Origin of the sequence: Microbulbifer elongatus, from assembly GCF_020524885.1 — a bacterium.
GTDB lineage: Bacteria > Pseudomonadota > Gammaproteobacteria > Pseudomonadales > Cellvibrionaceae > Microbulbifer > Microbulbifer elongatus_A.
On the sequence record NZ_JAIVKJ010000001.1, the window covers coordinates 1,107,488 to 1,130,381 of the forward strand.

General features: G+C 57.2%; 19 protein-coding genes and 2 tRNA genes. 14 read left to right on the top strand and 7 right to left on the bottom strand.

What is annotated here, in order from left to right; all coding sequences use genetic code 11:
• Window positions 1-63 precede the first annotated feature (63 nt).
• From murQ to LC059_RS04720, 5 genes are all read right to left on the bottom strand, one after another.
• Window positions 64-987: an N-acetylmuramic acid 6-phosphate etherase gene (gene murQ, locus LC059_RS04700; RefSeq protein WP_226702658.1), complete on the bottom strand. Its 924-nt coding sequence runs from the start codon at window positions 985-987 to the stop codon at window positions 64-66.
• 185 nt (window positions 988-1,172) lie between these two features.
• Window positions 1,173-1,916 (bottom strand): YciK family oxidoreductase, encoded by a 744-nt coding sequence (locus LC059_RS04705; protein WP_319005083.1) that lies wholly within the window; start codon window positions 1,914-1,916, stop codon window positions 1,173-1,175.
• A 90-nt stretch (window positions 1,917-2,006) separates the two neighbouring features.
• Window positions 2,007-2,675 (bottom strand): HAD family hydrolase, encoded by a 669-nt coding sequence (locus LC059_RS04710; RefSeq protein WP_226702660.1) that lies wholly within the window; start codon window positions 2,673-2,675, stop codon window positions 2,007-2,009.
• Between the two features lie 18 nt (window positions 2,676-2,693).
• Complete coding sequence (gene ubiG / locus LC059_RS04715) at window positions 2,694-3,398, bottom strand: bifunctional 2-polyprenyl-6-hydroxyphenol methylase/3-demethylubiquinol 3-O-methyltransferase UbiG (protein ID WP_226702661.1); 705 nt, start codon at window positions 3,396-3,398, stop codon at window positions 2,694-2,696.
• Between the two features lie 235 nt (window positions 3,399-3,633).
• Entirely contained in the window at window positions 3,634-5,001 is a 1,368-nt protein-coding gene (locus LC059_RS04720; protein ID WP_226702662.1) for a TRZ/ATZ family hydrolase, read from the bottom strand.
• A 245-nt stretch (window positions 5,002-5,246) separates the two neighbouring features.
• Between LC059_RS04720 and gyrA the strand changes: the two genes are divergently transcribed.
• From gyrA to LC059_RS04790, 14 genes are all read left to right on the top strand, one after another.
• A complete protein-coding gene (gene gyrA, locus LC059_RS04725; protein ID WP_226702663.1) occupies window positions 5,247-7,844 on the top strand; it encodes a DNA gyrase subunit A in 2,598 nt (865 codons plus the stop codon).
• A 214-nt stretch (window positions 7,845-8,058) separates the two neighbouring features.
• A complete protein-coding gene (gene serC, locus LC059_RS04730) occupies window positions 8,059-9,138 on the top strand; it encodes a 3-phosphoserine/phosphohydroxythreonine transaminase (RefSeq protein WP_226702664.1) in 1,080 nt (359 codons plus the stop codon).
• 28 nt (window positions 9,139-9,166) lie between these two features.
• On the top strand, window positions 9,167-10,270 hold the full coding sequence (gene pheA / locus LC059_RS04735) for a prephenate dehydratase (protein WP_226702665.1): 1,104 nt from the start codon (window positions 9,167-9,169) through the stop codon (window positions 10,268-10,270).
• Entirely contained in the window at window positions 10,271-12,544 is a 2,274-nt protein-coding gene (locus tag LC059_RS04740; RefSeq protein WP_226702666.1) for a bifunctional prephenate dehydrogenase/3-phosphoshikimate 1-carboxyvinyltransferase, read from the top strand. It abuts the gene before it with no gap.
• A 76-nt stretch (window positions 12,545-12,620) separates the two neighbouring features.
• On the top strand, window positions 12,621-13,307 hold the full coding sequence (cmk, locus tag LC059_RS04745; protein WP_226702667.1) for a (d)CMP kinase: 687 nt from the start codon (window positions 12,621-12,623) through the stop codon (window positions 13,305-13,307).
• A 180-nt stretch (window positions 13,308-13,487) separates the two neighbouring features.
• Entirely contained in the window at window positions 13,488-15,167 is a 1,680-nt protein-coding gene (gene rpsA / locus LC059_RS04750; RefSeq protein WP_226702668.1) for a 30S ribosomal protein S1, read from the top strand.
• Window positions 15,168-15,307: 140 nt separating this feature from the next.
• On the top strand, window positions 15,308-15,616 hold the full coding sequence (gene ihfB, locus LC059_RS04755; RefSeq protein WP_226702669.1) for an integration host factor subunit beta: 309 nt from the start codon (window positions 15,308-15,310) through the stop codon (window positions 15,614-15,616).
• Between the two features lie 116 nt (window positions 15,617-15,732).
• On the top strand, window positions 15,733-16,014 hold the full coding sequence (locus tag LC059_RS04760) for a LapA family protein (protein WP_226702670.1): 282 nt from the start codon (window positions 15,733-15,735) through the stop codon (window positions 16,012-16,014).
• Window position 16,015: 1 nt separating this feature from the next.
• On the top strand, window positions 16,016-17,206 hold the full coding sequence (gene lapB, locus LC059_RS04765) for a lipopolysaccharide assembly protein LapB (protein ID WP_226702671.1): 1,191 nt from the start codon (window positions 16,016-16,018) through the stop codon (window positions 17,204-17,206).
• A 60-nt stretch (window positions 17,207-17,266) separates the two neighbouring features.
• The gene (gene pyrF, locus LC059_RS04770) at window positions 17,267-17,977 is read left to right on the top strand and encodes an orotidine-5'-phosphate decarboxylase (protein WP_226702672.1); all 711 of its coding nucleotides are present in this window, start codon (window positions 17,267-17,269) and stop codon (window positions 17,975-17,977) included.
• Window positions 17,978-18,144: 167 nt separating this feature from the next.
• On the top strand, window positions 18,145-18,441 hold the full coding sequence (locus LC059_RS04775; RefSeq protein ID WP_226702673.1) for a ComEA family DNA-binding protein: 297 nt from the start codon (window positions 18,145-18,147) through the stop codon (window positions 18,439-18,441).
• Window positions 18,442-18,532: 91 nt separating this feature from the next.
• Complete coding sequence (locus LC059_RS04780; RefSeq protein ID WP_226702674.1) at window positions 18,533-19,498, top strand: NAD-dependent epimerase/dehydratase family protein; 966 nt, start codon at window positions 18,533-18,535, stop codon at window positions 19,496-19,498.
• Entirely contained in the window at window positions 19,499-20,392 is an 894-nt protein-coding gene (locus tag LC059_RS04785) for an MraY family glycosyltransferase (RefSeq protein ID WP_226702675.1), read from the top strand.
• A 38-nt stretch (window positions 20,393-20,430) separates the two neighbouring features.
• Entirely contained in the window at window positions 20,431-22,476 is a 2,046-nt protein-coding gene (locus tag LC059_RS04790; protein ID WP_226702676.1) for a polysaccharide biosynthesis protein, read from the top strand.
• Between the two features lie 168 nt (window positions 22,477-22,644).
• Here the strand turns inward: LC059_RS04790 and LC059_RS04795 are convergent.
• Window positions 22,645-22,720, bottom strand: a tRNA-Asn gene (locus tag LC059_RS04795).
• A gap of 96 nt (window positions 22,721-22,816) precedes the next feature.
• Window positions 22,817-22,892 (bottom strand) — tRNA-Asn (locus LC059_RS04800).
• Window positions 22,893-22,894: the final 2 nt, after the last annotated feature.

Below are 22,894 nucleotides of genomic sequence, written 5' to 3' on the forward strand. Positions count from 1 at the left end.
CGCCTAAAGAATACCCGGCCTGGCCGGGTATTTTTTTGTCCATTCGTTTCGCCTGGTGTGGCATCAATGCCTCCCGAGGTTCTGCAGCGCGAGCCGCAGAAAGCCACCGGCTTCTTCCAACGCGGCCTCTGCAGGGGCCCGTTCCAGCCCGCTCAGGATCATCATGATCGCAAGCTTGGCATTGTGGTCGCAGCGCTCCAGCACCCGATCCGCCTCTTCGTAATCCACACCCGTTGCTTCCACCACAATTCGTCGGGTACGGTCCACCAGTTTCTGGTTGGTCGCCTTTACGTCCACCATCAGGTTGTAGAAGCTTTTGCCGGTGCGGATCATGCTGGCGGTAGTGATCATGTTGAGCACGAGTTTCTGAGCAGTGCCGGCTTTCATACGGGTGGAGCCGGTCAGCACTTCCGGGCCTACTTCGGGCAAAATCGCTATATCCGCTTCCCGTGCAATAGCAGCGGATTTATTGCAGGCGAGAGCTACCGTAGTGCAGCCAATGCTGCGGGCATAGCGCAGCCCCCCGGTCACGTACGGTGTTCTACCGCTGGCGGCGATGCCAACTACCACGTCGTTTGCCTGAAGCGCGATTTCCCTCAGGTCCTTTTCTCCGAGTTCCGGGTCATCTTCTGCACCCTCCTGGGCCCGGTGTACTGCATCTTCACCACCGGCGATCAGGGGAATGACCATGCCCTCGGGCACGCCGTAGGTGGGAGGGCACTCCACAGCATCCAGCAGGCCGATACGGCCGCTGGTGCCTGCGCCCATATAGATCAGCCTCCCGCCAGACTTGAACGCGGCGACTACGGCGTCCACAGCCTGGGCGATCTCAGGCAATACCTGGCGAACGACAGCGGGGACAGCATTATCCGCGTCGTTAATTTTTTCCAAAATGCCGAGGGTTGGCAGCAGGTCGATGTCCTGGGTATCGGGATTGCGGGACTCGCTGGCCAGGGCGCTGAGTTCGTTGGTCAAAGAAGTTTTCATATCCCCCTCGCCAGTCCGGCGTGACGTATTATCCAAGCCGGCCGTGAGGGACACGACCGGGCCTCGGAAAGTTTAATCACGGGGAATACACATCACCAATAAATCCCGCATCAGAAGTCTAATGTGGGATTTAGCGGTGAATGTGAGGGGGGGAGCCCGGCCGTTTGGCGGCAGGGCTTGGAAGATTAGCCCTGCGCGTTGAACTGCTTGCCGTTGACGCCAATGCTGTCGTCGCCCATCAGGTACAGATAGGTGGGCATGATCTCTTCTGGAGTGGTAACCGTCTGGGGATCTTCGGCAGGATAGGCCGCCTCGCGCATATTAGTGCGGGTGGCGCCCGGGTTGATGCTGTTGGCGCGGATATTGGAAACCCCGTCTACCTCGTCAGCCAGCACCTGCATCAGCCCTTCTGTGGCGAATTTTGAAACAGAGTAGGCGCCCCAGTACGCGCGACCTTTGAGGCCTACGCCGGAGCCGGTAAAGATGACAGAGCCAGCTTTGGAATGCTCCAGCAGCGGCAACATGGCCTTGGTCAGACCGAAGGCGGCGTTCACATTAATCTGCATCACCTGTTGCCAGGTAGCGTAGTGATAGTTGGCGATGGGCGTGCGCTGACCGAGAACACCGGCGTTGTGTAAAAGGCCGTCGAGGCGACCGAATTCCTGGTCGACGCCCTGGGCCAAGTATTCCAGCTCTTCCCATTTCACATTGGCCAGGTCGACCGGCAGGATTGCGGGCTTGGCACCGCCTGCGGCCTCGATTTCATCGTATACCGCTTCCAGTTTTGGCACGGTACGCCCGAGGAGGATCACGGTGGCGCCGTGGGCTGCATAAGTCTTGGCGGCGACCCGGCCAATACCGTCGCCGGCACCGGTCACCAGAATGATTTTGTCTTTGAGGAGATCAGCGGGGGCCGTGTAATCAGTGATGGTTTCAGACATCAATCGAGCTCGTTTCAGTTTGCGTCGTATTTGTAGTGGGAGCGTTCCGCTATCTGCGCGTTTAGCTATGCATATCTCTTACGCATTTTTCAGATAGTGTTGCTGTATTAGCGGCCAGATTTCGCTGGCGTTGTGAATCAGGTGATCGGCCTTCCAGTTTTCCGGGTCATCGTCGCTGTCGATATAGCCGTAGCTGCAGGCGATGGTGGGCATGCCGGCGGCGCGTCCTGCCATGATGTCGCGTTCGTGATCGCCCACATAAATGGCATCGGTGGGATTACAGCCAATTCGGCTACAGGCGAGCAGGATGGGCTCCGGGTCCGGTTTGCGGTTGGTAACATCGTCCGGGCAGATGATTGCACCCGGCGTAGGCAAGTGCGAAAAAGCCTGTAGCAGGGGGATGGTATAGGCGGAAGGTTTGTTGGTGACTACTCCCCAGGCGATACCATTTTCTGCCAGTTCATTCAGAAGCTTTTCGATGCCGGGAAAGGGGACGGTGTATTTAGCCAAATGCATCAAATACAGGTCCAGCAAACGCTGGCGGAGGTCACTGAATCCGGTTTCCCCTTCATCGACCCCGAATCCCAGGCGCACCATGGCGCGGGCGCCATTGGAGACTACTTCGCGTATGGTGGCGTCTGCCAGTGGTGGCAGTTGTTCCTGTTGGCGTAGCTGGTTAAGCACCACCACGAAATCCGGGGCGGTGTCGAACAGGGTGCCGTCGAGGTCGAAGAGTACAGCTTTCATCAATAGATACTTCTGGATTTATTCCGCGGGGCGGGTGGTGTGCATCAGGTAGTTGACGTCTACGTCCCTCGGGTTGAGTTTGTACTGCTTGGTGAGGGGATTGTAGGTCATTCCGGTGATGTCGCGGGATTGCAGGTCAGCTTCGCGTACCCAGCGTCCCAGTTCGGATGGGCGAATGAATTTGCCATATTCGTGGGTGCCTTTGGGGAGCATACGCAGAACGTATTCGGCGCCAACCACGGCAAACAGCCAGCCTTTGGGCGTGCGGTTGATGGTGGAAAAAAACAGGTGGCCGCCCGGTTTGACGAGTGTGGCGCAGGCGCGGATCACGGACGCAGGGTCGGGCACGTGCTCGAGCATTTCCAGGCAGGTGACAATGTCATAACTGGCGGGCTCGGCTTCAGCGAGCTCTTCTACCGGGATGCGGCGATAATCGATCTGCACGCCTGACTCCAGCGCGTGTAGCTTGGCCACATTGAGGGGCGCTTCGCCCAGGTCGATGCCGGTTACATCGGCCCCGCGCTGTGCCATGGCTTCGGTGAGGATACCGCCGCCACAGCCCACATCGAGCAGCTTTTTGCCGGCGACGGGAGCGCGCTGATCGATATAGTTGGCGCGCAGGGGATTGATCTCATGCAGGGGCTTGAATTCACCCTGTTGATCCCACCAGCGGCTGGCGAGTTGTTCAAATTTGGCGATTTCCGCCGGATCTACGTTGGTCATTCTTTATGTTCTGTTCCTGTGGCATTGGTGTCGCCACTAGCGGGTTGTGTGGCGCCGGCGCTCCCGGTAACTGTTTCCGGGACACGCCGTTAACCCATCCATGGGGGCTCGGCTGCGGCCGGTCCGGCCGCTTCAGCGCGGCGCCTTCGGCCCTGGCCGCAGACGGTCCCGGAAACAGTCACCGGGATCGCCACCTTCGATTCTTAATGCTGAGCGCTAACCGAAGTTTGCTTGGTCAGCTTGAGCGACCGGCGATTCTATCACGCCAAACGCCTGCCCGTTGCCGCACTTCTTCCTCGTTCAGGGTCATTAGTCCGCGGTCTTTCAATAATAGTTTCCCCGCCACCCAGACATTGCGCACATTGTGCCCATTGGCGGTGTAAATCAGCTGGGATAGCGGGTCGTGCAATGGCTGCTGCTCCAGTTCACTGAGGTCGATGGCGCAGAGGTCGGCGGCTTTCCCCACCTCCAGGCTGCCGGTCACGTCGTCGATACCCAGGGCGCGGGCGCCGTTGATGGTAGCCATGGCCAGGGCCTGGTGAGCGGGCACGGCGTCGGCCTGGCCAGACACGGCTTTGGCGAGGAGGGCGGCGGTGTTGGTTTCCGTGAGCATATCCAGGCCGTTGTTGCTGGCGGCGCCGTCGGTGCCGATGGAGACATTGATGCCCGCTTCCAGCAGTCTGGCGATGGGGGTGAACCCTGACGCGAGTTTGAGGTTGGAGCGGGGGCAGTGAGCGATGTGTGTGCCCGTTTTCTGCAGCAGGGCGATGTCACTGTCGTCGACGGCTGTCATATGTACGCAGAGCATCTGGGGGGATAGCAGGCCAAGGTCGTGCAGTCGTTGCGTGGGGCGGATGCCAGTCTCGGCAATCGCTTTTTCCACCTCAGCTGCTGTTTCATGCAAGTGCATCTGCACGGCCATACCCAGTTCGTCGGCGTAGATGGCGATTTTCCTGAGGGTTTCGTCGCCCACGGTATAGGGGGCATGGGGGGCAAAGGCGAGGCCGATACGGCTGTGGGAGCGATAGTCGTCCCGTAGTGCCAGGCCTTTCTCGATGGCGTCTGCTCCGTTTCTTGACCAGTTGTTGGGAAAGTCGATGATCGGGAAGGCAATCTGGGCGCGCATGCCGGCTTCGCGTGCTGCGGCTGCAGTGGCTTCCGGGAAAAAGTACTGGTCGGAAAAGGTGGTGGTGCCGCTTCGCAGCATTTCCGCCATCGCCAGGCGGGTGCCGTCGGCGACGAACTCGGGCCCTACCCACTGCTTCTCTGTGGGCCAGATGTGTTTTTCCAGCCAGGTCATCAGTGGCCGGTCGTCGGCGAAGCCGCGCAGCAGGCTCATTGCCGCATGATTATGGGTGTTGACCAGGCCGGGGATCAGCAGTTGGTTGTGTAGCTGGTGTTCCTCCCTGGCGTCAAAGCGGTTGCGGGCCTCAAGGCTGGGCAGGATCGCCCTGATGGTGCCGTTATCGATGGCCAGTGAGCAATTTTCGTACACGCGTTTTTCCGGCACTACCGGAATAATCCAGCGGGCGTGGATCAGGGTATCTATTGTCTGTTTTTTGCTCGAATTGTTGTGGGAATCGCTGCGGTTGCTGTTGGCCATTGTGCGTTTTTTGTTCCGTTGGAAAGCGGCAGACTTTAACTGGGTGAAGGTGCGTGAACAAGTCCGTACAAGTCGTCCTACGTGACGCCAATTGTGGTAGAATCGCCCGCTTGATCGGGGCTGTGACCAGTGAGCCCCGCCTGTTTCCCAGCCTTTGGCTGTGCCACCCGTTAAAGGGTGTCCGGCCGGTGGCGTTGAGGGGCCAGCCCTGCTGGCGGCGTTAACGATAAGGAATGCCTGAAAATATGGGCGAATTAGCCAAAGAAATTTCTCCGATCAATATCGAAGAAGAGCTGAAGCAATCCTACCTCGACTATGCGATGAGTGTGATTGTGGGCCGGGCGCTGCCGGATGTGCGCGACGGTTTGAAGCCGGTTCACCGGCGCGTGCTCTACGCGATGAACGAACTCAAGAACGATTGGAACAAGCCGTACAAAAAATCCGCCCGTGTGGTGGGTGACGTAATCGGTAAGTACCACCCACACGGCGATAGTGCGGTGTACGACACCATCGTACGTATGGCACAGCCGTTCTCCCTGCGTTACATGTTGGTGGATGGCCAGGGTAACTTCGGTTCCATCGATGGTGATAGTGCAGCGGCCATGCGTTACACCGAGATCCGTATGGACAAGCTCGCCCACGAGCTGCTGTCGGACCTGGATAAGGAAACCGTCAACTTTATCGACAACTACGACGGCTCTGAACAGATGCCGGAAGTGTTGCCGTCGCGCGTGCCCAACCTGCTGGTAAACGGTTCCTCGGGTATCGCTGTCGGTATGGCGACCAATATCCCGCCTCATAATATGAGTGAGGTGGTTAAGGGTTGCCTGGCGTTGATCGACAACAGTGAGTTGTCCATCGACGATCTGATGGAATATATCCCGGGCCCGGATTTCCCCACCGGCGCCATCATCAATGGCCGTGCCGGTATTCTGATGGCCTACCGCACCGGTCGCGGACGTATTTACATCCGCGCCAAGGCGGAAGTGCTGCGTGATGACAAGACCAACCGCGAAACCATTGTCATCCACGAGATTCCCTATCAGCTGAACAAGGCGCGCCTGATCGAGCGCATTGCCGAGCTGGTAAAAGAAAAGAAAATCGAAGGTATTTCCGAGCTGCGCGACGAGTCTGATAAAGATGGCCTGCGCGTGGTGATCGAGCTCAAGCGCGGTGAGCTGGGTGATGTAGTTCTGAACAACCTCTACGCCCAGACTCAGCTGGAAAGCGTGTTCGGTATCAATATGGTGGCGCTGGTCGATGGCCAGCCCAAGTTGCTGAATCTGAAACAGCTGCTCGAATACTTTATCCGTCACCGCCAGGAAGTCGTTACCCGCCGTACCGTATATTTGCTGCGCAAGGCGCGTGAACGCGGACATATCCTGGAAGGCCTGGCGATTGCGATCTCCAATATCGACCCGGTAATCGAGCTGATCAAAGCCTCCGCTACCCCGGCGGATGCGCGCGAAGCGCTGCTGGCCAAGGGTTGGCCGGTGGGCGAGGTGCAGCAATTCCTGGAGCGTGCCGGTGCTGATGCCTGCCGTCCGGACGATCTGCCGCAAGAATTTGGTTTGCGCGATGGCAGCTACTACCTGTCGCCTGCCCAGGCCCAGGCAATCCTCGAGCTGCGCCTGCACCGCCTGACCGGCATGGAGCACGACAAGCTGCTGGCGGAATACAGCGAGCGTCTGGAGCAGATTGCCGAGTATCTGGAGATTCTGGGCAGTCCGGAGCGCCTGATGCAGGTGATCCGCGAAGAGCTGGAAGTGCTGGAACAAGAGTTTGGCGATGAGCGTCGCACCGATATCGTCGCTTCCCGTCAGGACCTTTCTGTGGAAGACCTGATTACCCCGGAAGACAAGGTGGTAACCATCTCCCACGGCGGCTACGCCAAGAGTCAGCCGCTGGCGGACTACCAGGCCCAACGCCGCGGTGGTATGGGTAAATCCGCCACCCAGGTAAAAGACGAAGACTTCGTCGAGCACCTGCTGATTGCAAACTCCCACGACACCATTCTGTGCTTCTCCAACAAGGGCAAGGTGTACTGGCTGAAGGTCTATGAAGTACCTACTGCGGGTCGCGCATCCCGCGGGCGCCCAATGGTGAACATGCTGCCGTTGGAAGACGACGAGCGCATCAGTAGCCTGATGCCGGTGTCCGAGTACGATGAAGACCATTTTATTTTCTTTGCGACCGCCAACGGTACCGTGAAGAAAACACCGCTGACGGCATTCTCCCGTCCGCGCAGCGTTGGCCTGCGGGCCATCGAGCTGGAAGAGACCGACCGTCTGGTAGCGACCGCGATTACCGACGGCAAGCAGGATGTACTGCTGCTGACGAGTGCGGGCAAGGCTGCCCGCTTTGCGGAAGAGAATGTGCGTTCCATGGGGCGTGTTTCCCGCGGTGTGCGCGGTATCCGTATGGCCGAGGGTGTACACGTTATCGCGATGGTGATCCCGGAAGAGGGCGGCTCGGTGATGATGGTGACCGAGAACGGTTACGGAAAGCGCACCGCTACTTCTGACTTCCCCACCAAGGGTCGCGGCACTCAAGGTGTTATTGCCATTGCCGAGAGCGAGCGCAACGGCGCATTGGTTGGCGCCTGTCAGGTGCATCCCGGTGAAGAGATCATGCTGATCTCTGATCAGGGGACCCTGGTGCGTACCCGTGTCGATGAGGTTTCCGTGCTCGGCCGTAACACCCAGGGCGTTCGCGTTATCCGTCTGAAGGAGGGTGAGAACCTGGTGGGCCTGGCGCGCATCCAGGAAACCGAAGATCCTGAGGGTGAAGCAGGTGCCGAAGAAGGCGGTGACGCAGCCGAAGCTGGCGCTGCTGAGGAGTAAGTGCTGATCTTTGGTTATCCCCAAAAAGGCTGCGAATTATCGCGGCCTTTTTTGGCTTTAGGTGGTCGTATTTGTGTGCTGCCGAAAGGTTTGTAACCGGGAGGGGTTAAAACGGAGATTATGTGTCTCGCCTTTTCCCCGGCTGCCGAAAATTTAATTCAACGCTATTAAGTCCGACTTAATTTATTTCTGTTTTCTCTGTGGAAGTGAATCAATGAGAAAGTTTAATTTCTGTGCGGGACCTGCGGCATTGCCGGAGCCGGTATTGCAGCAGGCACAGGAAGAGTTGCTGGATTGGCAGGGGCTGGGCTGCTCCGTGATGGAGGTCAGTCATCGCTCGCCGGAGTTTACCGCGGTCGCGGAGCAGGCAGAGCAGGACCTGCGAGACCTGTTGTCGATTCCCGACAACTACAAGGTGCTGTTTTTACAGGGTGGTGCCACCGGCCAGTTTAGCGCCATTCCCTGGAACCTGTTCGGTGCGGGCAGCAAGCAGGCGGACTATATCCACACCGGGCAGTGGGCAGAGAAAGCCATCAAGGAGGCGCGCCGCTACGGTGAAGTAAATATCGTCGCCTCCTCGGAAGATCGTAATTTTTCCTATGCGCCGGCTGCGGACTCCTGGGAAGAGGGCGCTGGTGCGGCCTATTTCCATTACACGCCCAACGAAACCATCGGCGGGGTGGAGTTTCCCTATATTCCTGACGTGAAAAGCCCGCTGGTTGCGGATATGTCCTCGACTATTCTGTCGCAGCCGATTCCGGTTGAGAAGTTTGGCTTTATTTACGCGGGCGCGCAGAAGAACATCGGCCCGTCGGGTATTGCTGTCGGCATTGTGCGCGAGGACCTGCTGGATCGGGCGTTGCCGGAGATTCCACGCAGTCTTAGCTGGAAGATCGCCGCTGACGGCGGTTCTATGGATAACACGCCGCCCACGTTTGCCTGGTACCTGTCCGGACTGGTATTCAAGTGGTTGAAGGCTCAGGGCGGTGTTGAGGCAATGGCGAAGGTCAGCGTTGAGAAGTCACAGCTACTGTACGATTTCCTCGATCGCAGTGATTTCTATTCCAGCCCGGTTGCGGTGGAAAGTCGCTCACGTATGAATGTGCCGTTTGTACTGGCGGATGACAGTCTGGACAAGCAGTTCCTGAAGGAGTCGGAAGAGGCTGGTCTGCTGGCGCTCAAGGGGCACCGCTCCGTTGGCGGTATGCGTGCCTCGCTGTATAACGCGGTGCCGCTGGAGGCGGTGGAGGCGCTGGTGGCGTTTATGGCGGATTTTGAGCAGCGCCACGGTTAATGGATTGATAAAGAATTAGGCAATAGTTATGTCAGAAGATAAGTCCCAGCCGGACCCGCGGCTACTCGAGCTCCGCGATCGCATTGACGGCCTCGACAGCGAAATCGCACGGTTGATTTCCGAGCGCGCCAACTGTGCGCTGGAAGTGGCGGAAGTGAAAAAGAGCAACGGTGAAAATGCCCTCTATTACCGTCCGGAGCGCGAGGCGCAGGTGCTTCGCCGTGCCATGGAGCGCAATCCGGGGCCGTTGACCAACGAGGAGATGGCGCGCCTGTTCCGAGAGATTATGTCGGCCTGCCTGGCACTTGAAGAGCCAATCAAGGTGGCTTACCTGGGGCCGGAAGGTACGTTTACCCAGCAGGCCGCTCTGAAGCACTTCGGCCACTCCGCCGTTTCCAAACCGCTGGCGGCCATCGATGAGGTGTTCCGTGAGGTGGAAGCTGGGGCGGTGAATTATGGTGTGGTGCCGGTGGAGAACTCCACTGAGGGCGTGGTGAACCATACTCTGGATAATTTCATGACTTCCAACATGAAAATCTGCGGGGAAGTGGAGCTGCGGATTCACCAGCACCTGATGATTTCCGACATTACTCGCAAGGATTCCATTACCCGTATTTATTCCCATGCGCAAAGCCTGGCGCAGTGCCGCAAGTGGCTGGATTCCTATTACCCGAACGTGGAGCGGGTAGCGGTGGCCAGTAATGCGGAAGCCGCCAAGCGTGTAAAGGGTGAATGGAATGCGGCGGCGATCGCCGGTGACATGGCGGCAGAAATGTATGGCCTGAAAGTCCTGAATGAAAAAATCGAGGATCGCCCTGACAACTCTACCCGGTTCCTGATTATCGGATCTCAAGCGGTGCCGGCCAGTGGAGACGACAAGACCTCGTTGATGGTTTCCATGCGCAACGAGCCGGGTGCATTGCACGATCTGCTGGTGCCTTTCCAGACCCACAATATTGATCTGACCCGGGTGGAAACCCGTCCCTCCCAGAGTGGCAACTGGACCTATGTATTCTTTATCGATTTTGTCGGCCATCGTGACAGCGAAAATGTAGCTGCAGCACTGAAAGATGTAGGTGCCTGCGCATCGGATATGAAAGTGCTGGGCTCTTACCCGCGCGGAGTGCTGTAAATGGCACAAGAAGGGAAGCGAGCAGGGCAGGATGCCTCGGGGCCTGTTGTCGGAAGATTGGTAATCGTCGGGATAGGCCTGATTGGCGGCAGTCTCGCGCTGGGGCTAAAAGCGGCCAGTGGCTGCCGGGAAGTGATTGGTGTAGCCCGTCGTGCGCAGACCTGTGAGCAGGCCGTGGCCCTTGGCGTGGTGGATCGGGCAGTCACTGATATTGGTGAGATATTACCCGAGCTGGAAGCCGGGGACGTGATTTTTGTATCTGTTCCCACCTTGACCGTTGAGGCGGTGTTCGCCCAGTTGCAGGGGAGGCTTCCTGCGGGCGTTACCGTCACCGATGGCGCCAGCGTCAAAGGCAGTGTGATTGCTGCCGCGCAAAATGTCTGGGGCGAGGTGCCGGAATTTCTGGTGCCGGGTCACCCGATTGCCGGCTCCGAGCAGAGCGGTGTGACCGCGGCGCGGGACGATCTCTATATCGCGCACCGTATCATTCTCACGCCGGGGGAAAACACCGGGGCAGGGCACGCGCTGCGGATCCAGAGAATGTGGGAGGCGGTAGGCGCGGAAGTACTGTCGATGCCGGTCGGTGAGCACGATGAAGTGCTCGCGGCGACCAGCCATTTGCCGCACGTGATTGCTTTCGGCCTGGTGGATACCCTGGCCCACGATGCGGAGAATGAGAATATTTTCCGCTATGCTGCCGGCGGCTTTCGGGATTTCACCCGTATCGCCTCCAGTGATCCGGTAATGTGGCGTGACATCATGCTCGCCAACCGCGATGCAATCCTGAAATCCATCGATCTTTACACCTCCAATCTGGGCTCCCTGCGCAGTGCCATTGCCAGCGGCGACAGCGAACACCTGATGGGGGTATTTACCCGGGCCAAGGCGGCGCGGGATCACTTCACCAAAATGCTGGCCAAAAAAGCGTATACGGAAACTATGGAAGCGAAGGAAGTAACTTTTATCGCCCAGCCGGGCGGAGCGGTAAACGGCGATCTGCGAGTGCCCGGTGACAAATCCATGTCACACCGATCGATCATGCTGGGGTCTCTGGCGGAAGGTGTCACCGAGGTGGAGGGGTTCCTGGAGGGGGAGGATGCACTGGCCACATTGCAGTCATTCCGCGATATGGGCGTAGTGATTGAAGGGCCGGTCAAAGGTCGTGTCACTATTCATGGTGTCGGTATGCACGGCTTACAGGCGCCTCCCGGACCACTGTATGTCGGTAACTCGGGTACTTCCATGCGTTTGCTGGCCGGCCTGCTGGCAGGGCAGAAGTTCGATACCGTACTTACAGGGGATGAGTCCCTGTCCAAGCGCCCCATGAACCGGGTGGCCAATCCGCTGCGCGAAATGGGTGCGAGTGTGGAAACCGGTGAAGGCGGCCGCCCGCCACTGAAGATCAACGGTGGCCAGCAATTAAAAGCCATCGACTACAACTTGCCGATGGCCAGTGCCCAGGTGAAATCCTGTGTGCTGCTGGCAGGCCTCTATGCGGACGGCGAAACCAGCACCACTGAACCGGCGCCTACTCGCGATCACACCGAGCGCATGCTGTCCGGCTTCGGTTACGAAGTGCAGCGCGATGGCGCCCGTGCGAGTCTCAAGGGTGGCGGCAAGCTGACCGCGTGCCACATTGATGTGCCGGCGGATATCTCATCTGCGACCTTCTTTATGGTTGCCGCGTCCATCGCCCCGGGTTCCGATGTGCTGCTGCAGCATGTGGGCATTAATCCGACACGAGATGGTGCCATCAACATCCTGCGAGCCATGGGCGCTGACATTACCCTAGAGAATCAGCGCGAGGTCGGTGGTGAGCCGGTGGCGGATATCCGCGTGCGCTATGCGCCACTGAAGGGGATCAGGATTCCCGAAGATCAGGTGCCACTGGCGATCGATGAGTTCCCGGCCATTTTTGTGGCAGCGTCCTGTGCGGAAGGGGAGACGGTGCTCACCGGTGCCGAAGAGTTGCGAGTGAAAGAGAGTGACCGTATCCAGGCCATGGCCGATGGTCTCAGGATTCTCGGCGTTGATGCCGAGCCGACGCCGGATGGCATTGTGATCCAGGGTAAGGGTGGCACTGGTGGCGGTGCGGTATTTGGTGGCGGTGTGGTAGACAGCCTGGGTGACCACCGTATCGCCATGTCGTTCTCTGTGGCGGCCTTGCGTGCCGATGCGGATATCGAGATTAAGCACTGCGCCAATGTGGCAACCTCCTTCCCCAACTTTGCCGAGCTGGCGAGCGGAGCCGGAATGAAGCTGGTGGTGCGCTGAGCGCGCCACCACTCTATTTTTATCCAGGCTTCTGGCCAGAAATTCCCACAACTAACCTCAGCAGTATCGATTAGTTATGACAGACGCAACCACCAAGGCCCCAGTGGTCACCATTGATGGCCCCAGCGGCTCCGGCAAGGGCACCATCGCCAAGTTACTGGCTGACAGGCTTGGCTACGCTTTGTTGGATTCCGGTGCGCTCTATCGCCTGACCGCGCTGGCGGCCCTCGATGCCGGCGTGGACCTGGCAGACGAGGAGCGTCTGGCGGAAATTGCCGCCAACCTCGACATCCGCTTTGCCATTGCCAATGGTGAAGTAGCTGCGGTGCTGGCGGGCAAGGATGTCAGTCGCGATATCCGTATGGAGCGAGTCAGCATGGCGGCCTCGAAAGTGGCGGCGGTACCAGCGGTGCGCGCAGCGCTGTTGCAGCGCCAGCGGGATTTTCGTGGATTGCCCGGGCTGGTGGCGGACGGACGCGATATGGGCACCACGGTGTTTCCCGACGCGCCGGTCAAGGTCTTCCTGACCGCCAGTGCGGAAGAGCGTGCCCGCCGCCGCTTTGATCAGTTGCAGGGCAGGGGGGTTTCTGTTAGCCTCCGCGACCTGCTGGAGGACATCCGCGCCCGGGACGACCGGGATATGAACCGCGCAGCCTCCCCGCTAGCACCGGCCGAAGACGCCGTAGTGCTGGATAGTACGGACATCGATATAGATGGTGTTCTGCAAAAAGTGCTCGAGCTGGTACAAAAACGCATCAATTGAGCCAGACTGGAAACAGCTTTCCAGCAACAGAATTTTTAACAATGACGGCCGGGATCAGCCAGAATCGCCCGGCCGTTGTTGTAATCCGACCCGCGTACTGGCAGCGCGGTGGGATCTCTACTGGCGGCTAACTAGACTTCAAAGTTGCTATCGGTGGGATCCATTTATATAGGTAATGTAATGAGCGAGAGCTTTGCTGAACTATTTGAAGAGAGCCTGAAAAGCGTAGAAATGGCACCCGGCGCCATCGTGACCGGTGTTGTTATCGACGTGGACAAAGACTGGGTAACCGTACACGCGGGCCTGAAGTCTGAAGGTGTTATCCCTGCTGACCAGTTCAAGAACGACAAAGGTGAAGTGGAACTGCAGGTGGGCGACGAAGTACAGGTTGCCCTGGAAGCGGTAGAAGACGGTTTCGGTGAAACCCGTCTGTCCCGTGAAAAAGCCAAGCGCGCTGAAGCCTGGAAAATCCTCGACGCTGCACACGCTGCAGACGAAGTGGTTAAAGGTGTTATCAGCGGCAAGGTTAAAGGCGGCTTTACTGTTGACGTTGCCAACATCCGCGCGTTCCTGCCGGGTTCTCTGGTAGACGTTCGTCCGGTTCGCGACACCGCGCACCTGGAAGGCAAAGAGCTCGACTTCAAAGTGATCAAGCTGGACGCCAAGCGCAACAACGTTGTTGTTTCCCGCCGTGCGGTTATGGAAGCAGCCAACAGCGAAGAGCGTGAAGCCCTGCTGGCCAGCCTGCAAGAAGGCATGGCGATCAAAGGTATCGTGAAGAACCTGACCGACTACGGTGCATTCGTAGACCTGGGCGGTATCGACGGCCTGCTGCACATCACCGATATGGCTTGGAAGCGCATCAAGCACCCGAGCGAGATCGTGAACGTTGGCGACGAGATCGAAGTAAAAGTACTGAAGTTCGACCGCGAGCGCAGCCGTGTATCCCTGGGCCTGAAGCAGCTGGGCGAAGATCCTTGGGTATCCATCAAGCAGCGTTACCCAGAAAACAGCCGCGTGAAGGCTGTTGTAACCAACCTGACCGACTACGGCTGCTTCGCGGAGCTGGAAGAAGGTGTGGAAGGTCTGGTACACGTTTCCGAAATGGATTGGACCAACAAGAACATTCACCCGTCCAAAGTTGTCAATGTTGGCGACGAGGTCGAGGTAATGATTCTGGACATCGACGAAGAGCGTCGTCGTATTTCCCTGGGTATCAAGCAGTGTCAAGAAAACCCGTGGGATGCCTTCGCGCGTAAATTCGCTAAGGGCGACAAGATCTCCGGTAAGATCAAGTCCATCACCGACTTCGGTATCTTCATCGGTCTGGACGGCAGCATCGACGGTCTGGTTCACCTGTCCGACATCTCCTGGAACGAAGCTGGCGAAGAAGCCGTACGCAAGTTCAAGAAAGGTGACGAGCTGGAAACCGTTATCCTGGGTATCGACTCCGACCGCGAGCGTATCTCCCTGGGTATCAAGCAGCTGGAATCCGATCCGTTCTCTGATTACGTAGCCACCAACGATCGCGGCAGCATCGTAATGGGTACCATCAAAGAAGTTGACGCTAAGCAAGCCATCATCACCCTGGCGGACGAAGTGGAAGGCGTACTGCGCGCTTCCGAAATCAGCCGCGATAAGGTTGAAGATGCTCGCAACGCCCTGAAAGAAGGCGAAGAAGTAGAGACCAAGATCACCAGCGTGGATCGCAAGAACCGCGTGATCAGCCTCTCCATCAAAGCCAAAGATCAGGACGATGAGAAGCAAGCCATCAAGGATCACAGCAAGAAGCAGGCTGAACAGGTTCAGCCGGCTACTATCGGTGACCTGATCAAGGCGCAGATGAATAACAAAGACTGATAAGGTCTTGTTATCAAGAGTCTCAATTCAATGAGTTGAGGCTATGCGAAAGCCGGACTGGGGTTGCCCAGTCCGGCTTTCTATTAGATGATTGCCGCTATTCGAGAATAATCAATGACTTAGAAAGGATTGCGGACTGCATGACCAAGTCTGAACTGATCGAGAAGATTGCTCTGAGGTTAGATCAGCTGCCGGTAAAGGATGTAGAGCTGGCGGTAAAAGTCATGCTGGACACCATGTCAGGTGTTCTGGCTGAAGGAGAGCGGATCGAAATCCGGGGATTTGGCAGCTTTTCCCTGCACTATCGCGCGCCGAGAACGGGCCGCAACCCCAAAACCGGCGACTCCGTCGAGCTGGCGGGCAAATACGTGCCTCACTTCAAACCGGGAAAAGAACTCAGGGACAGGGTAAACCAGCAGATGCACCGCGACGCGTTTGAAGACGCATAAGTCGCTTTGATTGCACCGAGCTGGTTCCAGTGAACTAACACTGTAACGGACTCAACGATTATTCACTCCTTCCGGAGCCGGAGGTTTACTTGTCATTTCTGCGCTGGATATCTCGATTGCTGTTTGCAGTGCTCGCGCTCGCCTGTATCGCCCTCGGGGTGTATTTTGCAGTCGATAACCCGGAGAGCATAACGCCCCGGTTCGCCGGCTATGACCTGTTTCCGGGAAGCGTCGGTTTCTGGCTGATTGGCTTCCTGCTGATTGGCGCGTCGCTCGGGTTTCTTGTCAGCCTCTTGCCTTACTGGACAGAGCGGCGCCGGGTAAAGGCGCTCGAACGCCAGCTGTTGCGCGTCGAACGCGAGCTCCAGACGGTGCGCCGCCAGGTTGCCGGAGAATGAGTTGAGCGACCTGACGTTTTTCATTTTCGTTTTTGCTGCCATCGCCATCGGCTGGTATCTCGGGCGGAAAAGCGGCAAGAAGAAAGGTGCAAAGAATAACCAGCACCAGGCGCTGGCGCAGTCCTACGCGCAGGGCCTCAACTATCTGCTTAGTGAGCGTCACAATGACGCCATTGAAAAGTTTATCGACGCGCTGGAAGTGAGCAGTGCTACCTTCGAAACCCACCTGGCCCTCGGCAACCTGCTGCGCAAGCGCGGCGAACACGACCAGGCCATTCGTGTGCACCAGAACCTGCTGGCGCGCCCGAGCCTCAATCGTATCAGTCAACAAAAGGCACAGCTGGAACTGGCGCGGGATTATATTGCCGCTGGTTGGCTGGACCGCGCAGAGCGTTTGTTGCAAGAGCTGGTGGAAACCTCCAGTGAATTGCGAAGCACCAGCCTGGAGTACCTCGTGGAGGTCTACCGGGACGAGCGCGAGTGGGCCAAAGCGATACACGCGGTGAACCTGCTGCACAGTCGTCGCTTCAAGCGTTTGCCGGAAGAGTGGGCGCCGATTCAGGCGCATTTCTGCTGCGAGCTGGCGGAAGAAGCAATTAACGGCAAAGACTACCTCAGTGCGCGCAAGCATATTGACGCGGCGCTCGGGTACGATCGTAGCTCGGTCCGTGCCAATCTATTGTTGGGGCGACTTGAGCACTTGCTGGGACGTCCGCAGGAAGCAATCCGAGTCCTCGAGCGGATCCCGAAACAAAGCCCGGATTATATTCCTGAAATTCTCGAGTTGCTGATTACCTGCTATGAAGCCCTGGGTGATGAAAGCGGTCTGGTGGCTTATCTCGAACGGCTGCTCAAAGAGCACCCTTCCAACAGCGTGCTGATCGCGCTGACCGAGCGAATACATCAGCAGCAAAGCGAGGCGGATGCGGCCGCATTTATTGGCAAGCAGCTGGCTATGCGACCTTCATTGCGTGGACTCGGGCATTTTCTGGATCTGCATGTAGACAGTACCCAGGGACGTGCGCGGGAAAACCTGTTTTTACTAAAGAATCTGATTGATCAGCTGATTGCCAGCCGCCCGCATTACCGTTGTAACAACTGCGGCTTTTCCGGTAATCAGTTGCACTGGCTTTGTCCAAGCTGCAAACGCTGGGACAGCGTGCGCTCTGTAAAGGGGATCGAGGGCGAGTAGTGGCTCTCGATGCTCTTTGTACAGTGCGCTATTCATCTATTTTCATCTCTGAGGTGTCCATTGACTGACTCTGTATCTTCTCCGGTAATCGTGGCGCTGGATTACGACAACGCCGAAGCGGCACTTGCTATGGCCGCGCAGCTGGATCCTGCCGTATGCCGGGTAAAGGTGGGTAAAGAGCTGTTCACCATCGCCGGCCCGGACCTGGTACGCAAGTTGGTGGAATCGGGTTTCCAGGTATTTCTGGACCTCAAATTTCACGATATTCCGAACACTGTGGCGGCTGCCGTTCGCGCCGCTGCAAACCTCGGCGTGTGGATGGTCAATGTTCACGCCAGTGGTGGCGAACGAATGATGAAGGCGGCTGCGGAAGCGCTTGCTCCTCTTGGAGAGGATCGTCCACTGCTGATCGGCGTTACGGTGCTTACGAGTACCTCGGAAGATGAGCTGGCTCCAGTGGGCGTTAATCGAGCCCTGAAAGATCAGGTGTTGGCTCTGGCTAACCTGGCTAAAACCAGTGGCCTCGATGGTGTGGTGTGTTCTGCGCAGGAAGCGGAAGTGTTGAAGGCGGCCTGTGGCTCCGAGTTTGCTTTGGTGACGCCGGGGATTCGTCCGATAGGTGCAGACGCCGGCGATCAGCGCAGAATCGTGACCCCGGTAGACGCGCTGCGTAAAGGGTCCGATTATCTGGTGATCGGCCGCCCAATTACCGGTGCCGAAAATCCTGCGGCGGCATTGAAGGCAATCGTTGCTGATATCGAAAATATGTAAGGCTAAAACATGCGTGCCACTTTGTGACCGGCTGTATGCGGATGTAATGGTCTGTAATAGTAAATCGCTTAAATTGGGAAAATTTGCTGGTAAAGTCCCTGGCGCCTGGGGAGGTTTGTGGTCCCACGGAGTGAAGACCTAAATTCAACCAATAAAAGGATTTTGCCATGAAATTTATTCGACTCCCGCTTACTGCAGTTTTTGCTGTTTTCCTGATGCTGGCCCATGTTCAGTTGGTTAGCGCCGAAGATGTCGCCGCTCAGGAGCAGGTGCAGGTCAACCTCAATACCGCAACGGCCGAAGAGCTCTCTACCGTACTGGAGGGCGTCGGCCCGGCAAAAGCGGAGCTCATCGTAAAGTATCGCGAAGTCAATGGGGAGTTTTCCAGCGTAGAGCAGCTGCTCGAGGTTAAAGGAATCGGAATGGCCACGCTGGAGAAAAACAAAGACCGTATCCAGCTTTAAGAAAATTAAAAAAGACAGTGCCTCGGCGCTGTCTTTTTTGATAGGGCTTTTAGAATTTTAATTTAACATTTTTGAGGTTTTCTTCCGTCAAATGCGTTGGGTGGTGATTGGCAGTTCTGGTTATATTGGTTCAGCGCTGTGCCGTTTCCTGGTGCAGGCGGGTGAACAGGTGCTTTCGATTTCCCGCCGCGAATTTGGCCCGGCAAACTGTGTGCATCGACAGGTAACAATATTTGATGCGGCGCGGTTTGCTGATGTATTTCAGGCTGGCGACATTATTGTGTACGCCGCTGGACTGTCCTCCTCTTCAGATTGCCGCAATGATCCCGAATTGGCCGAGCTGCTGAACTGTCGACTACCCAGCCAGTTGCTGAATCTGGCGGACACCGCCAACGCCGAACAATTCTTGTATCTCTCAAGTATCAAGGCACTAAGGCCTCCGGCCGGAGAGGTCGCAACGGAAGAGAGTGGGGAGCCGGCAACAGATCCTTACGGTGGTAGCAAGTGGAGAGCGGAGCAAAGACTTCGGTCTCGCTCTCTCGGAATCCGTGTCAACGTTTTGCGTCCCGCAGCTGTTTATGGATCCGCAGCTGTTTATGAAGAAGGCGCCATCGATTCTTCTGCTTGTGAGGCAACCAGAACTGCGTCACCACCGCCCAAGCGCGCGCTTTTATGGAAGTCTCGGCTGAGAACCTGGAGCAGGGTAGTGCCATTTGTGCCCGCTACCGGGTACCGAAGCTTTGTGGCGCTAGAGGATCTGCTTTCAGCGATAGTTTGTGTGGGCAAGTCAGACTGTCGTGGTGAAGTTTTTATTGTTGCGGAACCCGACTATTACAACCTGGCATCGATTAGTACGGCGGCCACCGGGCGGAGTATAAAAAGTAGTCAGATCGCTACGCGGCTGGCGTTGCTGCCGTTCAGGCTCCTGTCAGTTATGGGTGTTAAGGCAGGTTTTGTTGATGTGGAGCGTAGCGAGCTTTATAGTGCCAGGCACTTAAAGGCGCGGCTCAACTGGCAGCCGAGGCACCGCTACAGTCAGTTTCTGGGGGAAGAGTAAATGGGGGCGGTGCTGGATCACTGGCTGATACCTCTGATTGCAGGATGTGCTGTCACGATGTCGGCTATTTTTCTGTTGCTATCCCGATTGGGGCAGCTGGCGCTCGATACCCCGAACCACCGCTCCTTGCATGAAACACCTGTTCCCCGTACCGGTGGTTGGGCGGTTATTACCGGTGTATCGATTGGGCTGGTTGTCAGTCGATTGTCGATTTCTCCGCTGGTTTTGCTAGCATTCTTCGCGCTATTCGCTATCTCATTGATCGATGACCTCCGCCCACTGAGTGCGCGAGCACGCTTTTCTGTGCAACTTTTGTCCGTCTCGCTCGTTTTGAATGCGTTTGCCCCTGAGGTTGCGCACTGGTCAATCTGGGTTCTGCTCATTGTTGGCGGCGTCTGGGTGATCAACCTGTACAACTTCATGGACGGCATGGATGGCTTTGCGGGCAGTATGACAGCTATCGGGTTTGGTGCTCTTGGGTTGATTTCCGCTTGGCGGGGGGCGGGCGATCTGGCGGGTATCTGTTTTCTGATCGCGGCCTGTAGCGTCATTTTTCTGTACTACAATTGGCCACAGGCGCGCATTTTTCTTGGGGATGCGGGCTCAACGGTGATTGGCCTGGCAGTTTTCACTGTCAGTGTCGCCGGGTGGCAGCAGGGGGTGTTTCACTGGTTGGTGCCGCTGTTGATTTTTTGTCCGTTCTGGCTGGATGCCACTGTAACACTGCTGTTGCGGGTAGTGAGAAGAGAGCGCTGGTGGGAGGCGCACAGACAGCACATTTACCAGCGGGTGGCGCTGAAATTTGGGGTAAAGACTTCGCTTTTTATTGAGTTGTTCGTGATGCTAAGCACGTCATTGATAGCGGTGCTGCTGGTAGTATCCGGAATGGCTTAAGGGTTCCATTGGAAGGACTAGGTGTACTTGAGTGGTAAATGGATCACAATGATTCGGAGCCGAATCATATTGGGGGCATAGTGAAGCGCTTTTACAAAGCCGCGCAGAAAAACTATAAGCCGGTACTGATGCTGTGCTACGACCTGTTGATGCTCACGGCGGCGTTCCTGCTGGCGATGACCATCCGCTTTAACGGGGCATGGTTGGTTGCTGAGCCCGAAATGGCGCTCTGCCTGGGCATGACGCTCGTTTCCAGCAGCTTCATTTTTCTGCGTCTCGGGCTGTATCGTACAGTCATCCGCTATATGGGGCAGCAAGCCATTGTGGCGGTACTTCAGGGTGTAACCGCTTCCGCGGTCGTCCTCGCCGTTGCTTCTTATCTTACCTATGCCGGTGTTCCTCGATCGGTACCGGTCATCTACTGGTGTTTTGCTCTCATTACCGTTGGCGGTTCCCGCTGGTTGGTCCGCGTCTACTACCAGATGGCGCTGGAAATCCATAAAACCCGTGTCGCGATCTATGGGGCGGGTACCGCAGGCCTCCAGCTCTACAAGGGCCTGATCCACGGTGAGATGTACAAGACCGTTGCCTTCTTTGATGACAATGCCTCCAAGCAGAACACCCTGATTGATGGGGTTTTGGTGTACAGCCCGGCGAATATTCTCGAGGTGATTGCGGAGCGGGATATTTCTGAGGTGCTTCTGGCGATGCCCGGAGTCCCCAAGCGTCGCCGCCGGGAGATTACGCGTGGTCTGCGCGAGCGCGGAGTGGTGGTGAAAGTCATTCCCGGAATGGAGGAGCTGGTAGATGGCGCCGGGCGGGTGTCCGACGTCTCCCAGATCTATGAAAATATTCTCGGCCGTGCTCCGGTCGAGCCGCATAAGAATCTTGTGTCGGCTTCTATTGCCGGCAAGGTCGTGCTGGTGACCGGTGCGGGTGGTTCCATCGGATCGGAGCTGTGCCGACAGATCATCCAGTGGGAGCCGGCGAAGCTGGTGATGTTGGAGGCATCCGAGTTTTCCCTGTACCAGATTGAGCGGGAACTCCGTCAGCAGCAGCTGGATGAAAATCTTTGTGTTGAGGTAACGGCGCTGCTGGGTGATGTGCGTAACCGCACCCGGATGGCGGAGATCATTCAGTCTTTCAGTGTGCACACCATCTACCATGCGGCGGCCTACAAACATGTGCCGCTTGTTGAGCAGAATGTGGTGGTGGGGGCAGAGAACAATGTGCTTGGAACCCTGTCGGTGCTCGAGGCGGCAGAAGCTGCAGGTGTTGAGCAGTTCGTGCTGGTATCCACGGATAAGGCCGTTCGACCGACCAACGTGATGGGGGCTACCAAGCGCCTGGCGGAACTGATTTGTCAGGACTTCGGGCGCCGTTTCGGGCGAACCCGTGTGTGTATGGTGCGTTTCGGTAATGTGCTGGGCTCTTCCGGCTCGGTGATTCCGCTGTTTACCGACCAGATCAATGCCGGTGGCCCTGTTACCGTCACCCACCCCAAGGTAACCCGCTTCTTTATGACCATTCCCGAGGCTGCGCAATTGGTGCTGCAGGCGGGAAGTATGGGGCGCAATGGCGAGGTGTTTGTGCTCGATATGGGTGAGCCGGTGCGAATCCTGGATATCGCGCGAAGGCTGATCCAGATTATGGGGCACACGGTGCGCGACGAGGCCAATCCGGACGGTGATATCGAACTCCAGATTACCGGTTTGCGTCCTGGCGAAAAACTCTATGAAGAGCTTCTGCTTGGAGATGCGGTGGCAGGGACGGACCATCCTTCCATCATGCGCGCTGAGGAGGAGCGGTTGCCCGCTGAGCAGCTGGAGCAGTTTGTCAGTGAGTTGAAGATCGCTTGTGCAAGGCAGGATGCGGAGGGCGTCCACCGACTGCTGGTGGAGTCTGTTAAGGATTACGCGCCGAAGCAGCAGTTGATCGATACCGTGTGGGCACTGTCTTCAGGGGGCGCTGATGTTTCTGGGGGGCAGCAGCCGGCAGCTGAGGGTGCCGAGGTGAAGCAATTGCCAATCTCCGGTCGGAGCAGGGTGCGGCAACACCGGACCGGAGAGATGCCCGAGGTGTGACCTTTCGCGAAAGGTTGCGCCTGATGATTGCCTCGATAGCCGTTCCGATAGCAAGAAGCCCTGCACGATGTGCGGGGCTTTTTTATTGTCTGCTGCTTGAGTGGCGGGAATCTGGGGCTCAGAAAAAAGAAAACCCCGCGACCTTCTCAGGTGCGGGGTTTTGCTATTTGGCTCCGCCTGCTGGGCTCGAACCAGCGACCCAATGATTAACAGTCATTTGCTCTACCAACTGAGCTAAGGCGGAATTTTGGTTGGGCGGCTTCTTGGTGAAAGTACCCGGATAGAGCATAGCTCTAAATAAAAACCCCGTAGCTATCGAAAGCTGCGGGGTTTTTGAATTTGGCTCCGCCTGCTGGGCTCGAACCAGCGACCCAATGATTAACAGTCATTTGCTCTACCAACTGAGCTAAGGCGGAAC

Bases quoted from the DNA above. Each gene is read 5' to 3' on its own strand.
- pheA (WP_226702665.1), top strand. From the start codon at position 9,167: ATGTCAGAAGATAAGTCCCAGCCGGACCCGCGGCTACTCGAGCTCCGC.
- ihfB (WP_226702669.1), top strand. From the start codon at position 15,308: ATGACCAAGTCTGAACTGATCGAGAAGATTGCTCTGAGGTTAGATCAG.
- murQ (WP_226702658.1), bottom strand. From the start codon at position 987: ATGAAAACTTCTTTGACCAACGAACTCAGCGCCCTGGCCAGCGAGTCC.
- LC059_RS04780 (WP_226702674.1), top strand. From the start codon at position 18,533: ATGCGTTGGGTGGTGATTGGCAGTTCTGGTTATATTGGTTCAGCGCTG.
- LC059_RS04775 (WP_226702673.1), top strand. From the start codon at position 18,145: ATGAAATTTATTCGACTCCCGCTTACTGCAGTTTTTGCTGTTTTCCTG.
- LC059_RS04790 (WP_226702676.1), top strand. From the start codon at position 20,431: ATGGATCACAATGATTCGGAGCCGAATCATATTGGGGGCATAGTGAAG.
- LC059_RS04785 (WP_226702675.1), top strand. From the start codon at position 19,499: ATGGGGGCGGTGCTGGATCACTGGCTGATACCTCTGATTGCAGGATGT.
- cmk (WP_226702667.1), top strand. From the start codon at position 12,621: ATGACAGACGCAACCACCAAGGCCCCAGTGGTCACCATTGATGGCCCC.
- serC (WP_226702664.1), top strand. From the start codon at position 8,059: ATGAGAAAGTTTAATTTCTGTGCGGGACCTGCGGCATTGCCGGAGCCG.
- LC059_RS04720 (WP_226702662.1), bottom strand. From the start codon at position 5,001: ATGGCCAACAGCAACCGCAGCGATTCCCACAACAATTCGAGCAAAAAA.
- gyrA (WP_226702663.1), top strand. From the start codon at position 5,247: ATGGGCGAATTAGCCAAAGAAATTTCTCCGATCAATATCGAAGAAGAG.
- LC059_RS04740 (WP_226702666.1), top strand. From the start codon at position 10,271: ATGGCACAAGAAGGGAAGCGAGCAGGGCAGGATGCCTCGGGGCCTGTT.
- ubiG (WP_226702661.1), bottom strand. From the start codon at position 3,398: ATGACCAACGTAGATCCGGCGGAAATCGCCAAATTTGAACAACTCGCC.
- rpsA (WP_226702668.1), top strand. From the start codon at position 13,488: ATGAGCGAGAGCTTTGCTGAACTATTTGAAGAGAGCCTGAAAAGCGTA.
- LC059_RS04710 (WP_226702660.1), bottom strand. From the start codon at position 2,675: ATGAAAGCTGTACTCTTCGACCTCGACGGCACCCTGTTCGACACCGCC.